Origin of the sequence: Sphingopyxis fribergensis, from assembly GCF_000803645.1 — a bacterium.
Lineage (GTDB): Bacteria > Pseudomonadota > Alphaproteobacteria > Sphingomonadales > Sphingomonadaceae > Sphingopyxis > Sphingopyxis fribergensis.
On sequence record NZ_CP009122.1, the window covers coordinates 4,474,267 to 4,489,795 of the forward strand.

A 15,529-nucleotide genomic window follows, 5' to 3' on the forward strand; every position below is an offset into this window, starting at 1 on the left:
GGGCGACCCCTGGGGCAATTTGTCCGCCGCTGAGGCGACGACAATGGTTGATTTTCCATGGCTAGCCGATCAAGGCTGGCGGCATGATGAATATCGCAAATATGGGACAAAGGTTCGTCCGCGCAAGCCTGATGATTGCTTTCGGTGCCGCGCTCGCGGGTTGCAGCGGCGGCGGCGATGCGCCGCCCGCGAAGCCGCCGCTCGAAGGCGCGCGCATCGGCGGCCCCTTCACGCTCACCGATCAGAACGGCAAGACCGTCCGCGACACCGACTTTGCGGGCAAATATCGTCTCGTCTATTTCGGCTACAGCTTTTGCCCCGACATCTGTCCGGTCGACCTGCAAAAGCTGATGCGCGGGCTGTCGCAGTTCGAAAAGATCGATGCCGCGCGCGGTGCGAAGGTCGTGCCGATGTTCATCACCGTCGATCCGGCGCGTGATACGCCCGAAGCGCTCAAACCCTTCGTGGCGCGCTATCATCCGCGCCTGCTCGGCCTCACCGGCACGCCGGAACAGATCGCCGCGGTCGCGAAAGCCTATGTGGTGACTTATAACAAGGTGCCGGGTTCGGCGCCCGACCGCTATCTGATGGCGCACAGCCAGCTCGCTTTCCTGATGGATCCGGCGGGCAAGCCGGTCGCACTGCTGCCGCTCGACGATCCGTCGTCCGATATCGACGAGGGCGCGCCCGCGGCGGTCGCCGCAGAGCTGGCGAAATGGGTCAAGTGATGGAGCGCGAGGCGCAGCCCTTCTGGGAAGCGCCGCTTACCTCTCTCGATGCCGGCCAATGGGAGGCTTTGTGCGACGGCTGCGGCAAATGCTGCCTGCACAAGCTCGAGGATGAGGATACGGGCCGCATCTATCCGACTAATGTCGCGTGCCGCTTGCTCGACCTCACCACCGCGCGCTGCGGCGATTACAAGCACCGCCGCCGCCACGTCCCCGACTGCCTGACGCTGACCAAGGCGAAGGTTGCCGACATCGAATGGCTGCCGCAGACCTGTGCCTATCGCCTGCGCGCCGAAGGCGAACCACTGCCCGACTGGCATTATCTCGTCTGCGGCGATCGCGATGCGGTGCACCGCGCGGGCGAGTCGATCGTCGGCTGGACGGTTGGCGAGGATATGGCCGGGCCGCTGGAAAACCACCTTGTCGAACGCGTCGTCTGACTTCGCGCCCGAGGGGCCGCACATCTGGGTGGGGGACGAAGCCTGGCCGGTGCGCGTCGTGCGCCATGCCCAGTCGCGGCGCTATCGCCTCGTTTTCGACGGCGCGCGCGGCGAACTCCGGCTCACGGTTCCACGCCGCACCAATGAGCGCGCGGCACTCAAATGGGCGAATGAACAACAGGCGTGGCTGGTCGAACAGGTCGGCAAGGCGACGTTGCCGGTGATCGTCGGTCCCGGCGCGTCGGTTCCGTTCCGCGGCATCGAGCGTCATATCGACTGGACCGCGACCGCCCCGCGCGCGATCCGGATCGACGGCGACACGCTGTACGTCGGCGGCCCCGCCGAAACTGTCGGGCGGCGCATCGAACGCTGGCTCAAGGGGCAGGCGCTCGACCTGATGGAGCGCGAAAGCCGCGAAATTGCGGGCGCGGCTGGTCTATCGGTCGGCCGCGTTGGCGTCGGCGATCCGCGCAGCCGCTGGGGCAGCTGCACGCACGACGGTGACCTCCGCTACAGCTGGCGGCTTGTGATGGCACCCAACCATGTTCGCCGTGCGACGGTCGCGCATGAGGTCGCGCACCTTCGGCATATGGACCATGGTGCAGCCTTTCATGCGCTCGTCGACGAATTGCACGATGGCGACGTCGCCGCGGCGCGTGGCTGGCTGCGCCGCGAAGGGCGTTCGCTCCACCGCTACCGCTTCGCTGACTGATTAATCGTTCGCGCTATCCGAAGGCGGACGCTGTTGCTGCGACGGTCTGACGATCGGCGGTGCAGCCTTGGGTACTGTAACGATCTTGGGCTGGCCGCCATTTTTCGGTGTCGTGTTGTTGTCGCTCGGACCGCGCCGTCCCGTCTGCTCCTCGATCCACTGCTGATCGAGCACCGGGCCCTCGTCAGTCGGGGGGGGAGCCGGGTCTGCACCTTCGGGCGGTCGGCTGTCATAGGGCAGCTCGATCGGCATGCCATTTTCGTCGACAAACCCCTCTTCGGCCGGCTCGCCCATATAGGCCTCGCCCTCATCCTCGAGCTGCCATTCGGGCAGCACGACTTCGGTGTCGAATTGCTCGACCGGGCGCCGCGCTACCGCGACGCGCATATAGTCGGCAAAGGCCTTGGCGGGCGCACGGCCGCCCTGCAATCCGCCGACGGGCTTCGCATCGTCTCGGCCCATCCACACGCCCGTCGTGATCCCGCTCGAGAAACCGAGGAACCAGCCATCCTTGTTGCTCGTCGTCGTCCCGGTCTTGCCCGCGACGGGGCGGCCGATCTGCGCCGCCTTGCCCGTCCCGGTGTTGACCGCGGTCTGCAGCAAATCGGTGATGCCCGCGGCGACCCAATGGTCGACCAGCGTCGTCCCGCGCTCGGCGGGACGCTGATAAAGCAGCTCGCCGCTCGCGGTCGTGACCTTGGTGATGCCATAGGGCTGCACCGACACCCCGCCGCGCGACACCGCCGCAAAGGCGGCGGTCATGTCGATCACGCGCACCTCGGCACTGCCGAGCACCATCGACGGGTGGGTGTTGACCGGCGTCGTGATCCCGAACCGGCGTGCCATATTGGCGACCGCCGAAAAGCCGACCTCGTCGCCCAGCTTTGCCGCGACGGTGTTGACCGAATAGGCAAAGGCGCTGCGCAGATCCATCGTGCCCGCGAAACGTCCCGACGAGTTGCGCGGCGACCAGCCGTTGATCGTCACCGGCTCGTCGACGACCTGGTCGCTGACCTTATACCCCGCCTCGAGCGCCGCCATATAAACGAACAATTTCCACGCCGACCCGGGCTGGCGCAGCGCCTGCGTCGCTCGGTTATAGTTCGACGTCACATAATCCCGGCCGCCGACCATCGCGCGCACTGCGCCGTCGCGGTCGAGCGAGACGAGCGCGCCCTGCACGCCCTTCGGCGTATCGGCCTGGATCGCTGCGGTCGCGGCGCGCTGCATGCCTAGGTCGATCGTGGTGTAAACGTCGAGCGCTTCGCTGCCTTCGTCGATCAGCATGTCGAGCTGCGGCAGCGCCCAGTCGCTGAAATAGCGCGCGCTATTCTGCCCCGTTTCCTTCGCGAGCTGGACATTGGCGGGTTCGGCGCTGTCGGCCTGCGCCTGGGTGATGACCCCAGCGTCGACCATGACGCTTAGCACGACGCCAGCGCGGCCGAGCGCGGCCTGCGCATCAGCGGTCGGCGAATAGCGCGACGGCGCCTTGACCAGCCCCGCGACCACCGCCGCCTCGGACAGCGACATCTGGGTCGCGCTATGGCCGAAAAAGCTGTTCGACGCGGCATCGATGCCATAGCTGCCGCCGCCGAAATAGACCTTGTTCAGGTAAAGCTCGAGGATCTGGTCCTTCGAAAATTTCCACTCGAGCGCGAGCGCGAGGATCATCTCGCGCGCCTTGCGCTTGAAATCATAGCTGTTCGACAGAAAGATATTGCGCGCGAGCTGCTGCGTAATCGTCGATGCGCCCTGCAGGCGACGGCCGCTGCCACGATTCTGCAGGGCGACGGCGGCCGCACGCGCCAGCCCGACGGGGTCGACGCCGGGATGATAGCGAAAGCGGCGATCCTCGACCGCGACCATCGCGTCCTGCATCACCTGCGGCGTTTCGCGCAGCGTCAGCCAGCGGCCGTAATTCGGCCCGAGCGAGAGGAATACGGTGCCGTCGGCCGCCCGGACGCGGATCGTCTGGCCGGCGGGCGATTTCTTGAGCTCCTCGAAGCTCGGCATGCGCTGGACCGCGATGCCGACCGCCACGCCAAGCGCGACAAGCCCGACGACCGCGAGGCCGAGACCCCAGCGAAAAATCCGCCGCAGCCACACACGCCAGCGCGGTGGCTCTCCGCCGGACGTGCCGTTGCGCTTGCTGGACGATGACGATTTATTCGACGAAGCCTGCTGTCTGTCGCGGCGCAAAGCCCGTATTCCTTCCCTCACTGCGCCCCTGATGCGTAAGCCCGGTAAGGCGGTCTCAGTCCTTGCCGGTTGACGCCTCATCCTGCCCGCGGTCCGTGAAGTCAAGCGCCGCGCTCAGCGCGGGTCGATCCGCGTCGCCTGCGATATCATTCGGACCATCGACGGAAAAAGGGTCGCCGCAAGGGTCATGAATCGGGCGCTGCGCCGATTCTCGCCCATCCGCCAGACAAGATTGGCGAGCGCGAACGGACGCGTCATCCGCGCGGCGAGGCGCTCCTGAAAGGCGAGCGCTGCCGCATCGCCCCCGTGACGCCACGCCGTCACCGCGGCATCGGCGCTCGCGAGCGCGAGCCCCATGCCTTCGCCGGCAAGGCTCGGGATCACCCCCGCCTGATCGCCCAGCCGGAACAGCCCCGGCGCTGTTTCGTGCGCGCGCCAGCCATAGGGAACATGCCCGATCGCATCGATGCCGCCCCCGCAGTCGATATGCGCTAGCCGCGCGCCGAGATGCGGCATCGCATCGCCGAGCGCGCGCAGCAGCGCCGCCGGATCGCCGCCGGCTTCGTCGAGCAGCGATTTATGAACCGCAAGACAGAGGTTGCCGACGCCATCCTCCTGCTGCACCAGCCCCGCATAACCGCGATCGAACAGGTGCAGTTCGACCGCGTCGCCGATCAACCGGCCGAGCGCCGGATGCGCCGGAAGCCGCAACCGCAGGCCCATCACGGGGTCGGCGCGCTGCCATGCGGCAGGCTCGCGCGGAAACCCGCGAAAGCCGTGCTTGCCCGCGGCGAGAAAGACTGCCGGCGCCACCAGCACCGCGCCATCGCGTGTCTGCACCCCGCCGCCTTCGAGCGCGGTTGCATGAACACCGCATTCGAGACCCGCGCCTGCGGCCACGGCTGCGGCTTGCAGCACGCCGTCGAGCCGGCGGCGCGACACCCCCATCGCTTCGCCGGGTAGCGCCGTTTCGCTCTGCCGTCGGCCCGCGAACAGGCGCACGCGGCGAACCGCCTGCCCGCCGAGCGCCGCGCGATCGATCCCGAGCGCGCCCAGCCGCCGCAATGTCTGCCAACTCAGGAAACCGCCGCACAGCGCATCGCCCGTTTCGCGCGCGCGTTCGAGCAGCAGCGTCTTGGCGCCCGCGCGCGCCAGTCCGATCGCCGCGGCCGACCCGGCGGGTCCGGCGCCGACGATGATCGCATCGCTCACCGGACGCGCTCGACGCAGAGGCGATAGGGAAAGCTGCGAAAGATGCGGCATTCGTTCGCCGTGTCGGGCAGCGCCTTGGCCAGCATCGTCCGCCATTCGGCGCGGCGAAAGCTGCGCCCGACTGACAGCTGCCCGTCGCGACGGACGATCGGATCGACCCACGCCAGCGTGGCGAGCAGCGGATAACCAGCAAAGGGCAGGCGCTGGCGGTGGAGGTCGTTGACCAGCCAGCCGCGCGCCGCCTCGTTTTCCATGAAGCGCAGATATTCGCTGCGCTGCTCGGCGGTCATATGATGCGTCACGAGGCTGGACAGGATGACGTCCCACCCCTGTCCCGCCAGCGCGCGATAATCGCCGGTGATCAGCCGTGCCCGCGCGCCGAGCCGCATCGCCGCCACCGCCTCGCTCTTGCGATTGAGATCGACGCCGACCAGGTCGAGCGCCACCCCGCGCTTGTCGCCCCAGCGTGCGATCCGCGCGAGCATGTCGCCCGCGCCGAAGCCGACGTCGAGGATGCGCCACGGCCGGTCGCCAACGCCCCGCGCGCGCACCCGATCGAGAAAGCCCAGCGTCGGGCGCGGCGCCAGCGTCAGAGCGTTGATCCGCGAGAGATCGGCGAGTACGCGCGCATAATTTTCGGGCGAAAGCTCGGCCGCGTCCATCTCCTCGTCGCGCTCGATCGGCACACGAAGGCTGGCAAAAGGATTCATGACGCGGTGAAGCGGATCGCTTCGGCGGCGAGCCCGGGGCCGAAGGCGATCGCGATCCCCTCGCCCGTCGCGCCGCGCGCCATCATGTCGGCGAGTACGAACAATATCGTCGCCGACGACATATTGCCGAAGCGCGCGAGCACCGCGCGGCTGTCGGCTAGCGCATCGGGCGGGACCGCCAGCGCATGCTCGACCGCATCGAGCACCGAACGGCCGCCAGCATGGATCGCGAGCAGCGGCGGCGCGCCAGCATCGCCGAACAGTTCGTGCTGGACGGTCGGATCGGCGAGCGTTTCGCGCAGCCGCCCCGGTACCTCGCCCGACAGCGTCATTTCGAACCCCTTGTCGCCGATGTCCCAGCGGATGAGCTCCTCGCTGTCGCCCAGCGCGAGGCTGCGCCCTTCGCCCAGTTCGAGTCCGTGCGCCGCCATCGACACGATCCCCGCCGCCGCGCCGTCGCTGAACTGGAGCATCGCGAGCAGAGGTTCGGGTTCGTCGGCGAGGCTGAGGTGGAGCGTCGACAGCTCGACGCTGACTACCAGCACCACCGCGTCGCGCTCGGAGCGGACGATATGCCGCGCGGTGCGCAGCGCGGTGACCCCGGCATAACAGCCCATGAAGCCGATCAAGACGCGCTCGACAGTCGGTGCCAGCCCCAGCCGCCGCGCGAGAATCTGGTCGATCCCGGGCGCGACGAAACCGGTGCAGCTCGCGACGACGATATGCGTGACGCGCGCCGGATCGAGCGCATCGCCGAGGTTCGCAATCGCCTGCATCGCAAGGTCGGGCGCGTGCTGCGCATAAGCCGCCATGCGCGCCGACGTCGGTGGCAGGTCGGGAACGTCGTAAAATCCGCCCGCCTCGACTGGCGATCCCCCATTTTCGGTCGGCGGCAGCACCGACCAGCGATGGTCGATTCCCGACCGCGCGGTCATCCGCGTGAAGATCGCGCGCACGCGGTCGTCGGTCAGCCGCGGCGTCGCCCAGTCGATAAAGGATACATGGATATCATGCCCCGGCACCGCGGTGGCGAGGGCGTTGAGCCGGGGGGACGGCGGGGGTGTGGTCATCGCGCACATGTGGCCGAAAAGCGGGAAACAGGCCAGCGATTAGCGCCGCGCCGACTTTACCACAGCTTAACCATGTCCGCGCTATCCTGATAGCTGTGAAATTGCGTCTTTTCCTTGGCTTCGCGCTCGCGTTCGGCGCCGCGCCCTCCGCGGGGGCGCAATGCCTGCTCTGCACGCAGGACAAGGCGGCAGGCACGACGGCGCGCAAGGCCGAAGTGCCTTTGCGCGTCGAGGTCGAAACCCAGCTCGACATGGGCCGCGTCGCGGTCGGCGCGATGGGCGGCGAGGTCGAGCTTGATCCTGCTTCGGGCGCCCGCCGCGTGCGCGGCGATGTCGTCGATCTCGGCGGTTTCGCGCTGACCGGCACCGTCACCGTGCGGGGGGAACCCGGCGCCGGAGTCCGCGTGATCCTGCCCGCAAGCGTCGATCTCGAAAGCGGCCACGGCCGGACCGCGCGCGTCACCAGCCTCGTCACCGACCTCTCGGCTGCGCCGCGGCTAGGCGCCGACGGCCGCCTGATATTCCGCTTCGGCGGCCGGCTGCAGATCGCCGGCCTTGACGACGGCGACTATCGCGGGCGGATTCCAGTGACCGTCGAGTATGAATAGGCGGATGATTGCGGCGTTGGCCGTTACGCTCCTGCTCACGGGCTGTTCGGATTCGGAATATGGGCGCAAGCTCTCCCGCGCCGATGTCGAGGAACTGGCGCGGGAAATGCGTGTCACGGTCGGCGAGGTGCCGCTGGTTTTCCCGCGGGTGGCGCTGCACGGGCGCGACGAAGCGAAACCTTTCCCGGCCCCTGGCGCGAAGCTCGATCGCATCGAATTCGGTATCGGTATCGGTACTTATGGCTGGAGCGATTTCGAGTCGGAAATCCGCAAGATCTGCCCACTTCTCGCGCGCCATTGGGTGGCTTCGGTGTGCGACGATCCGGGGGCGCCGATCGAACAGGCAATGCCGATCAACAGCTTCTACCTGATGGACCGTGACGCCCTCGCACTGTTCGATAATCATGCGACCGTCGGCGGCGAGAATATGGGCGATCAGCTCCGCACCATGCGGTTCGAGGTCGGCCGCACAGAAATCCAGTGCGATCGCGAAGAACCAGCGGAGACGCGCCTCTGTAGTGCCGCAAAGCCGATCTCGCGGCAGTTGATCGCAGTGTGGACGGTGTGGGACGGCGAGCGTGAGACTGCGCCGATGATGGCCGAGCGCGAAGGCAAGGCGATCGCCGCCTTCGTCCGCTACGCCATCGCGCCCGAGGAGGATTTCGACCGGCTGCTCCCGGCGATGTGCGAACTCCAACGACCCGACGCCAAGGAAGGCCCCAACGGCGACCCCTGCAAGGTTTAGCCGCGGGACCCGAACAGTGCCGTTCCGACGCGCACATGCGTCGCGCCCAGCATCACCGCGGTCTCGTAATCGCCGCTCATCCCCATCGAGCGCAGCGGCAACCCGTTTCGTTCGGCGAGTTCGTCGAGTAGCGCGAAAAAGGGCGCGGGCTCGATATCGGCTGGAGGGATTGCCATCAGCCCAGCGATCGTCAACCCGGCGTCCTTCGCTTCGGCCAGCAGCGCGGGCAGGTCACGGGTCGCGCAGCCGCCCTTTTGCTCCTCGTCGCCGATATTGACCTGGACGAAAAGTTGCGGCTGCTTGCCCGCCTTCTGGCAAGCCTTCGCAATCGCCTGGACCAGCGAGCTGCGGTCGAGCGAATGGATCGCATCGAACAGCGTCACCGCTTCCTCGGCCTTGTTCGATTGCAGCTGGCCGATCAGGTGGAGCACGATATCAGACGTTTCGGAGCGGAGCTCGGGCCATTTCGCCGCGGCTTCCTGCACGCGATTCTCGCCGAAATGGCGTTGGCCCGCGGCGATCAACGGGCGGATCGCCCCCGCATCGTGCGTCTTCGACACCGCGATCAGGCAAATCTCGTCGGTCCGCCGCTGCGCACGCTTTGCCGCGTCCGCGATATGGACCTGCACATCGGCCAGCCGGTCTGCTGCTTCGCTCATCGTCTCGTTTCCATCCCGCGCGTTGCGTGCGCTCGCGACGCGCCTATAGAAAGGGCGATGACCGGGCGCTACCCCCTGCCGAACGCATGGCTGTTCAGCGACGAGCGGATCGCGGCAGGTATCGCCGAACTCGCGGCATCGCTTCCGCCCGGCAGCGGCATCGTCCTGCGTCACGACAGCCTGCCCTCCGGCGCGCGGTGGCGGCTGCTGCGGCGCGTGATGTGCACCGCGCGCGTAAGGGGATTGACCGTGCTGCTGGCCGGACAGCCTTCCACGGCGCGCCGCTGGGGTGCGCATGGTGTCCACCTCCGCCAGCGCGACGCAAAACTGGCAGGGCAGGCGCATCGGCTCGGCCTGTTGCTGACGATGCCCGTTCACGACGCGCGCGAAGCGCGCCGCGCGAAGCGGGCGGGGGCACATGGCGTCTTCATTTCGCCGCTCCATTCGACGCGTTCGCATCCCGGTGCGCCCGCGCTCGGGTGCGCAATATGGCTGCGGCTCGCACGCGTGTCGGGCGCGCAGCCTATCGCGCTCGGCGGAATGACACCGACGCGCGCGCGCGCTCTCAACCGCGCGAGCGGACTCACGCGCAGCTGGGCAGCGATCGATGCCTGGGAAAATGCGGCGACGAAGCGCCGGAAGCGTCAGAAGCGGAACGCGGTTCCGATATAGACCGCCTGACTGTCGCGGCGCGTATCGGTCAGCGGCTCGACGCGGTCGTCGCTCTTGTACCGAACGCCCGCCGTGACATCGATATTCTTGGTCAGGCGATAGCTGCTGACGACATCGACGGCCGACGCTTCGCCGGGAGCCGTGACGCGATCGGTTGCCCCGCTCGGGTCGCTTGGGCGGTTGACCATACGCGTGGCGAAGCGCGATTTCTTTTCGACCTGTTCCGGGGCCTTCGCGACCGGCAGGTTGCGAAGGTCGGTGCCGCGCGGCAGCGCCGGCGTGACGAATTTCTCGAAGCCCACCGATGCGCCCAGATTATAGGCGACAGGGGTGATCGCGATCGGCGCGGTCCGGCCCGCGGCCAGCGCGGACGTCCGCGCGGCGCTCGATGCGTCGTCGCGGGCGCGAATCACGACGGTGATCGCGCGGTTCTTGCGGTTGTCATCGGTCAGCGCGGGGGTGAAGCTGAAGCTTCCGCGCTGTTCGGCCGACATCTTGTTATAACGTGCGATCAGCCGCTCGTCGCCCGACGCCGGGGTGAACTGGCCGAGCAAGGTTTCCGAAAGCGTCGTGTCGCGGATGCGGTCGCTGTTCGACATCGCGGCGAGGGCTGGCGGGAGAGCAAGCGAAACCACCGCCAAAGCGGTGAGACTTCCCTTCCAAAAATGTCGCGACGTCCGCGTCATTGCTCTGCGACTCCAGCCCCAATCGGATTCTTCAAATAGGACTCCCTGCGCAACATTGCCAGTGAATCCCGCCAAATTGTTGCAACGATTCCGCTTTTCACCGGAATTGTTGCCCGATCAGCACAGTGCGTTTCAAATCTGACCAGAATCTGAACGGCCGACTCGCAGAAATTGCCGCGCTTGCAGGGGGACGGCAAGGGCGATAGAGACGCTGGCAATTCCGTTCCGCGCGGCCGATTTCCACGTCGGACGGGCTTCAAAAGATAAGGTGTATCCGCATGTCCCAGCTTTCCGTCCCTGCCCGGTTTGGCGCCATGTTCGGTCGCCGTCCGGCCGCGCTCGCGTTGCTCGGGCTCGCGGCGCTTGGCCTTTCGGCGTGCGCGAACAAGGAACGCCCGCGCGCCGACCTCGCCGCCAGCCAGGTGACAACGATCGGTGTCAACAGCTATTTGTGGCGCGCCTCGCTCGATGCCCTGTCGTTCATGCCGCTGCTGCAGGCCGATTCGGCGGGCGGCGTCGTGATCACCGACTGGTATGCGAACCCTGCGAACCCGGGCGAGCGAATGAAGGTCACCGTGTCGATCCTCGACCAGGACCTGCGCGCCGACGCGCTGCGCGTTGCGGCCTCGCGCCAAGTGGCGCAGGGCGGCACCTGGGTCGACGCGCCGGTTCAGGCGGCGACGGTTCAGAAGCTCGAGGAAATCATCCTCACCCGCGCCCGCGATCTGCGCCGCGGCGCCATCAGGGACTAATCCGGCGGCGCGCCCTTCGCGCCACCGACCAGACTAACGGGGTAACCGACGAATGACCCGCGAACCGCGCTTTGGCGCCCTCGCTGCCGACGCCCGCTGGCAAAAGGCGTGGGAGGCGGCAAACAGCTTTGCCACGACCGATACGGCCGACAAGCCGAAATCCTATATCCTCGAGATGTTCCCCTATCCGTCGGGGCGCATCCACATGGGGCATGTTCGCAACTATGCGATGGGCGACGTGCTTGCGCGCTTCAAGCGGATGACCGGCCACGACGTGCTCCATCCGATGGGCTGGGACGCGTTCGGCATGCCTGCCGAAAATGCCGCGATGGAAAAGGGCGTCCATCCCGGCGGCTGGACGCGCGACAATATCGCAGCAATGCGCGGCCAGCTGAAGCGCCTCGGCCTCGCGATCGACTGGAGCCGCGAACTCGCGACCTGCGAACCCGATTATTATGGGCAGGAACAGGCGCTGTTCCTCGACCTGTTCGCCGCGGGGCTCGTCACCCGCAAGCACAGCTATGTCAATTGGGACCCGGTCGACATGACGGTGCTCGCGAACGAGCAGGTGATCGATGGCCGCGGCTGGCGCTCGGGCGCGCTCGTCGAAAAGAAGAAATTGTCGCAGTGGTTTTTGAAGATCACCGACTTCGCCGACGAACTGCTCGACGGATTGGACAGCCTCGATAGCTGGCCCGACAAGGTGCGGCTGATGCAGGAAAACTGGATCGGCAAGTCGCAGGGGCTGGAATTCAGCTTCAAGCTTGTCGGTGGCGGGACGGGCTTCGACGTCTTCACGACGCGCCCCGACACGCTGTACGGCGCGAGCTTTGCGGCGATTTCACCCGATCATCCGATGGCCGAGCGGATGGCGCAGGACGCCCCTGAACTCGCCGAATTTATCGCCGAATGCCGGCGTCAGGGCACATCCGCGGAGCAGCTGGAGACTGCGGAAAAGCTGGGCTTCGATACGGGGTTGGCGGTCGAACATCCGCTCGATCCCGAATTTCACCTGCCCGTTTGGGTCGTGAACTATGTGCTGATGGACTATGGCACCGGCGCGATCTTCGGCTGTCCGGCGCACGACCAGCGCGACCTCGATTTCGCGCGCAAATATGAACTGCCGGTCCACCGCGTGATCGCCGACGGCGACGAGACGGCGCAGCATTTCACGGGCGACGAGGCTTACACCGGCCCCGGAAAATTAGTGAACAGTCACTTCCTCGACGGCATGAACATCGACGAGGCCAAGGCGGCGATCGTTTCGCGCGCCGAGCATGAAGGCTGGGGCAAGGGCACCACCGTATGGCGCCTGCGCGACTGGGGCGTTTCGCGTCAGCGCTATTGGGGCACGCCGATTCCGTTCATCCATTGCCACAGCTGCGGTGTCGTCCCCGTCCCCAAGGACCAGCTGCCCGTCGTGCTGCCCGAGGATGTCGACTTCTCGGTCCCCGGCAATCCGCTTGATCGCCATCCGACCTGGAAGCATGTCCGGTGCCCCATGTGCGACAGTGATGCGGTGCGCGAAACCGACACGCTCGACACGTTCGTCGATTCGTCCTGGTATTTCCTGCGCTTCGCGAGCTCGCCGTCGGACAAGCCGTTCGATCCCGAGGTGATCCGCCGCTGGCTGCCCGTCGACCAATATATCGGCGGCATCGAGCATGCGATCCTCCATCTGCTCTACGCGCGCTTCTGGACGCGCGCACTGAACAAGATGGGAATGATCGACATCAAAGAGCCGTTTGCGAGCCTGTTCACGCAGGGCATGGTGACGCACGAAACCTATAGCCGCGTGCAGGGCGAAGGCCTGCCGCCGCTGTATTTCACGCCCGACGAGATCGAGCGCAAGGCCGATGGCGCGATCCTGACCGCCGATGGCTATACGGTCGACGTCGGCCGCGTGATCAAAATGTCGAAGTCTAAGAAGAATGTGGTCGATCCCGACTTCATCCTCGACCAATATGGCGCCGACGCCGCGCGCTGGTTCATGCTCTCCGACAGCCCGCCCGAGCGCGACCTGCCGTGGAGCGAGGCCGGCATCGAAGGCGCGTGGCGGTTCGTCCAGCGCCTGTGGCGGATTTTCGGCGATACCGAAAATGTCGGCGACGGCGGTGAAGACAAGGCGCTTGCGCGCAAGCTCCACCAGACGATCGCCGGCGTCGCCGCCGATATCGAAGGGCTCGGCTTCAACAAGGCGGTCGCGAAGATCCACGCGCTCGCCAACGACATCGAAAAAGCGCGGCCCTCGGCGACGCGCGCCGAGGCGTGCCGAACGTTGATCCTGCTCGTCGCGCCGATGTTGCCGCACCTCTCCGAAGAGGCGTGGGCGGCGCTGCCCGAAGGCCAGCGCACGACGGCGATGATCGCCGACGCCGCATGGCCCGACGCCGATCCGGCACTGCTCGTCGATGACGAGGTGACAATCGCGATCCAGATGGCGGGTAAGCTGCGCGATACGATGACCATCGCCAAAGGCCTCGATAAGGAAGCGACCGAAGCCGCTGCGCTCGCGCGCCCGCGCATCGTCGAGCTGCTCGCCGGCGCCGTGCCGAAGAAGGTGATTGTGGTCCCCGACCGTTTGGTGAATATCGTTCCCTGATGCGAACCCTGCTCACATCCTCGCTCGTTGCCGCTTCGCTCATGCTCGGCGGCTGCGGGCTGCGCCCTTTGTACGCAAATGGCAGCAAGGGCGCGGTGGCGCAGGTGCTCGCCGACGTCGATGTCGCGGCGATCGAGGGGCATAGCGGCTGGCTCGTCCGCAACGCGCTGCGCGACCGGCTTCAAGCAACGCAGGGGGGGCATGGCGCAGGCAAGCGCCTGCGGCTCGACGTGCGGCTGGAAGATTCGATCACCGGATTCGGTGTGCGCGCCGACGATGCGGTGACGCGCGAACGCCGCACATTGCGCGCGCGCTATCAGCTTGTGAACGCCGCGACCGGCGAAGTGCTGCTCGACGCGACGGCCTTCTCCGACGCCGGGATCGATGTCGTCGGCAGCGAATATGCGACGATCGCCGCCGAATCCTCGGCGCTCGAACGCCTGTCGTCGGCGGTCGCCGACCAGATCGTCGCGCGGATCGCCGTCTTTGCGAACCGTGGCGGCGGCGGGCCGGCTGTTGCGCCCGCCCCGACCCCTGCCGGGCAATGAAGACGGTCAAGCCGAACGAACTCGAACGCCTGTCGCGCCTCGACCCCGCGGTTCGTTTCACCCTCCTCACCGGCCCCGACGAAGCGACGATGGAAGCCGTCGCGAGCCATTTGATCGGCCTCGCGGGCAAGGATGCCGAACGGCTTGACCTGGCGGGCACGCAGCTTTCGCAGGACCCGTCGCTGCTCGCCGCCGAAGCGGCATCAATGTCGCTCTTTTCGTCGGTGCGCGTGATCAAGGTCGAATTGTCGGGGAGCGGCGACGACGGCCTTGCCGCGGTCGAGGCGCTGCTCGCCGCCGAAATCGCGATCAACCCGGTAATCGCGACCGGCGCGTCGGTCACCGCCAAATCGAAACTCGTCAAACTCGTCGAAGGCTCGGATCATGCGGTCGCGGCGATCTGCTACCAGCCCGACCGCCGCGCGCTCGTCGGCATCGCGATGGCTGCGGCGCAGGAGCAGGGCCTCAGGCTCGCCAATGCCGAGGCGCAATTGCTCGTCGATCTCGTCTCGGGCGATCAGGCGCTGATGCGGCGCGAGATCGAGAAAATGGCGCTTTACCTCGACGCGGGTTCGGATCGACAGCGGCAGGTGACCGCGGCGGATATCGCCGCATTGGGCGCCGCGACGCACGAGGAAGACGTCAGCGAGTGCATCAATGTCGCGCTGGGCGGCAAGGTGCGCGATCTTCCTGACATGCTCGCGACCGCCGCCGCGGTGGGCGTCGCCGAAATCCGTATCATCCGCGCGCTCGCGATCCGCGCGACCGCGCTCGCGCGTCTCCGCGCCGAAGTCGACGGCGGCGCGCATCCCGCGACCGTGGTATCGGCACGGACGAGCGGTATCTTCTGGAAGGAGCGCGCCGCCGTGACCGCGCAGCTCCATATATGGGATTCGGTGCGCATCGCGCGGCTGATGAGCCGATTGCTCGACTGCGAACGCGCGCTGAAGGCGTCGGGGACCGCCGGCGGCGTATTGTTCCGCAAATTGATGACCGACATCGCGCATCAGGCGGCGCGGGCGCGCTAGCGGCAGGGGCAGCTTCCGACCGGAAGCAGAAATAATATCCTCCCTGTGGCGTGGCCATGGGGAGGTAGCAGCGCGAAGCGCTGACGGAGGGGCCAATGGCGCGAGGTCGCGGCCCCTCCACCACCATGGCTTCGCCACAGGGAGGATTAACGTCAGCT

Annotated in this window: 16 protein-coding genes; 10 read left to right on the top strand and 6 right to left on the bottom strand. The window is 66.9% G+C overall.

Going from position 1 to position 15,529, the window contains the following annotated elements; translation table 11 throughout:
• Nucleotides 1–83 precede the first annotated feature (83 nt).
• From SKP52_RS21050 to SKP52_RS21060, 3 genes are read left to right on the top strand one after another with little or no spacing between them, the layout of a single operon-like run.
• On the top strand, nt 84–728 hold the full coding sequence (locus tag SKP52_RS21050; protein ID WP_148309202.1) for an SCO family protein: 645 nt from the start codon (nt 84–86) through the stop codon (nt 726–728).
• Complete coding sequence (locus tag SKP52_RS21055; RefSeq protein ID WP_228383723.1) at nt 716–1,168, top strand: YcgN family cysteine cluster protein; 453 nt, start codon at nt 716–718, stop codon at nt 1,166–1,168. The genes SKP52_RS21050 and SKP52_RS21055 overlap by 13 nt, the downstream gene beginning before the upstream one ends.
• Nucleotides 1,149–1,880, top strand: a complete 732-nt coding sequence (locus tag SKP52_RS21060; protein WP_039578427.1) for a M48 family metallopeptidase — start codon at nt 1,149–1,151, stop codon at nt 1,878–1,880. The genes SKP52_RS21055 and SKP52_RS21060 overlap by 20 nt, the downstream gene beginning before the upstream one ends.
• Here the strand turns inward: SKP52_RS21060 and SKP52_RS21065 are convergent, their stop codons facing one another.
• The 4 genes from SKP52_RS21065 to SKP52_RS21080 all read right to left on the bottom strand — a co-directional run bounded on the left by SKP52_RS21065 (nt 1,881) and on the right by SKP52_RS21080 (nt 7,080).
• Entirely contained in the window at nt 1,881–4,079 is a 2,199-nt protein-coding gene (locus SKP52_RS21065) for a transglycosylase domain-containing protein (protein WP_228383724.1), read from the bottom strand.
• A gap of 114 nt (nt 4,080–4,193) precedes the next feature.
• A complete protein-coding gene (locus tag SKP52_RS21070; protein ID WP_228383725.1) occupies nt 4,194–5,291 on the bottom strand; it encodes an NAD(P)/FAD-dependent oxidoreductase in 1,098 nt (365 codons plus the stop codon).
• A complete protein-coding gene (locus tag SKP52_RS21075; protein ID WP_052208663.1) occupies nt 5,288–6,001 on the bottom strand; it encodes a methyltransferase domain-containing protein in 714 nt (237 codons plus the stop codon). Before SKP52_RS21075 ends, SKP52_RS21070 begins: the two co-directional genes overlap by 4 nt.
• On the bottom strand, nt 5,998–7,080 hold the full coding sequence (locus SKP52_RS21080; RefSeq protein ID WP_081997466.1) for a type III polyketide synthase: 1,083 nt from the start codon (nt 7,078–7,080) through the stop codon (nt 5,998–6,000). Before SKP52_RS21080 ends, SKP52_RS21075 begins: the two co-directional genes overlap by 4 nt.
• An 86-nt stretch (nt 7,081–7,166) precedes the next feature.
• Here SKP52_RS21080 and SKP52_RS21085 point away from each other — a divergent pair, with 86 nt between their 5' ends.
• Both SKP52_RS21085 and SKP52_RS21090 read left to right on the top strand, forming a co-directional pair.
• Nucleotides 7,167–7,679, top strand: a complete 513-nt coding sequence (locus SKP52_RS21085) for a DUF4402 domain-containing protein (RefSeq protein ID WP_039578432.1) — start codon at nt 7,167–7,169, stop codon at nt 7,677–7,679.
• 4 nt (nt 7,680–7,683) lie between these two features.
• Entirely contained in the window at nt 7,684–8,424 is a 741-nt protein-coding gene (locus tag SKP52_RS21090; protein ID WP_052208665.1) for a hypothetical protein, read from the top strand.
• Here SKP52_RS21090 and SKP52_RS21095 read toward each other — a convergent pair.
• Nucleotides 8,421–9,083 (bottom strand): YggS family pyridoxal phosphate-dependent enzyme, encoded by a 663-nt coding sequence (locus SKP52_RS21095; protein ID WP_039578442.1) that lies wholly within the window; start codon nt 9,081–9,083, stop codon nt 8,421–8,423. The genes SKP52_RS21090 and SKP52_RS21095 overlap by 4 nt on opposite strands.
• Before the next feature lie 57 nt (nt 9,084–9,140).
• Here SKP52_RS21095 and SKP52_RS21100 point away from each other — a divergent pair, with 57 nt between their 5' ends.
• Nucleotides 9,141–9,755, top strand: coding sequence for a thiamine phosphate synthase (locus SKP52_RS21100; protein ID WP_039578446.1), 615 nt, complete (start codon nt 9,141–9,143; stop codon nt 9,753–9,755).
• Here SKP52_RS21100 and SKP52_RS21105 read toward each other — a convergent pair.
• Nucleotides 9,728–10,441, bottom strand: coding sequence for a hypothetical protein (locus SKP52_RS21105; RefSeq protein WP_052208667.1), 714 nt, complete (start codon nt 10,439–10,441; stop codon nt 9,728–9,730). The genes SKP52_RS21100 and SKP52_RS21105 overlap by 28 nt on opposite strands.
• 278 nt (nt 10,442–10,719) lie before the next feature.
• On the opposite strand from SKP52_RS21105, the gene SKP52_RS21110 reads away from it, so the two are divergent.
• From SKP52_RS21110 to holA, 4 genes are read left to right on the top strand one after another with little or no spacing between them, the layout of a single operon-like run.
• Complete coding sequence (locus SKP52_RS21110; protein ID WP_228383726.1) at nt 10,720–11,193, top strand: DUF3576 domain-containing protein; 474 nt, start codon at nt 10,720–10,722, stop codon at nt 11,191–11,193.
• A gap of 52 nt (nt 11,194–11,245) precedes the next feature.
• Nucleotides 11,246–13,795, top strand: coding sequence for a leucine--tRNA ligase (gene leuS / locus SKP52_RS21115; RefSeq protein WP_039578457.1), 2,550 nt, complete (start codon nt 11,246–11,248; stop codon nt 13,793–13,795).
• On the top strand, nt 13,795–14,343 hold the full coding sequence (gene lptE / locus SKP52_RS21120) for an LPS assembly lipoprotein LptE (protein ID WP_039578459.1): 549 nt from the start codon (nt 13,795–13,797) through the stop codon (nt 14,341–14,343). Before leuS ends, lptE begins: the two co-directional genes overlap by 1 nt.
• A complete protein-coding gene (gene holA / locus SKP52_RS21125; RefSeq protein ID WP_039578460.1) occupies nt 14,340–15,371 on the top strand; it encodes a DNA polymerase III subunit delta in 1,032 nt (343 codons plus the stop codon). Before lptE ends, holA begins: the two co-directional genes overlap by 4 nt.
• The last annotated feature ends 158 nt before the right edge of the window (nt 15,372–15,529 follow it).

What these genes read in the sequence shown, in the direction of transcription:
- SKP52_RS21105 (WP_052208667.1), bottom strand. Translation starts at nt 10,441, where the DNA reads ATGACGCGGACGTCGCGACATTTTTGGAAGGGAAGTCTCACCGCTTTG.
- SKP52_RS21090 (WP_052208665.1), top strand. Translation starts at nt 7,684, where the DNA reads ATGATTGCGGCGTTGGCCGTTACGCTCCTGCTCACGGGCTGTTCGGAT.
- SKP52_RS21080 (WP_081997466.1), bottom strand. Translation starts at nt 7,080, where the DNA reads ATGTGCGCGATGACCACACCCCCGCCGTCCCCCCGGCTCAACGCCCTC.
- SKP52_RS21110 (WP_228383726.1), top strand. Translation starts at nt 10,720, where the DNA reads ATGTCCCAGCTTTCCGTCCCTGCCCGGTTTGGCGCCATGTTCGGTCGC.
- SKP52_RS21075 (WP_052208663.1), bottom strand. Translation starts at nt 6,001, where the DNA reads ATGAATCCTTTTGCCAGCCTTCGTGTGCCGATCGAGCGCGACGAGGAG.
- holA (WP_039578460.1), top strand. Translation starts at nt 14,340, where the DNA reads ATGAAGACGGTCAAGCCGAACGAACTCGAACGCCTGTCGCGCCTCGAC.
- SKP52_RS21095 (WP_039578442.1), bottom strand. Translation starts at nt 9,083, where the DNA reads ATGAGCGAAGCAGCAGACCGGCTGGCCGATGTGCAGGTCCATATCGCG.
- lptE (WP_039578459.1), top strand. Translation starts at nt 13,795, where the DNA reads ATGCGAACCCTGCTCACATCCTCGCTCGTTGCCGCTTCGCTCATGCTC.
- leuS (WP_039578457.1), top strand. Translation starts at nt 11,246, where the DNA reads ATGACCCGCGAACCGCGCTTTGGCGCCCTCGCTGCCGACGCCCGCTGG.
- SKP52_RS21050 (WP_148309202.1), top strand. Translation starts at nt 84, where the DNA reads ATGATGAATATCGCAAATATGGGACAAAGGTTCGTCCGCGCAAGCCTG.
- SKP52_RS21055 (WP_228383723.1), top strand. Translation starts at nt 716, where the DNA reads ATGGGTCAAGTGATGGAGCGCGAGGCGCAGCCCTTCTGGGAAGCGCCG.
- SKP52_RS21100 (WP_039578446.1), top strand. Translation starts at nt 9,141, where the DNA reads ATGACCGGGCGCTACCCCCTGCCGAACGCATGGCTGTTCAGCGACGAG.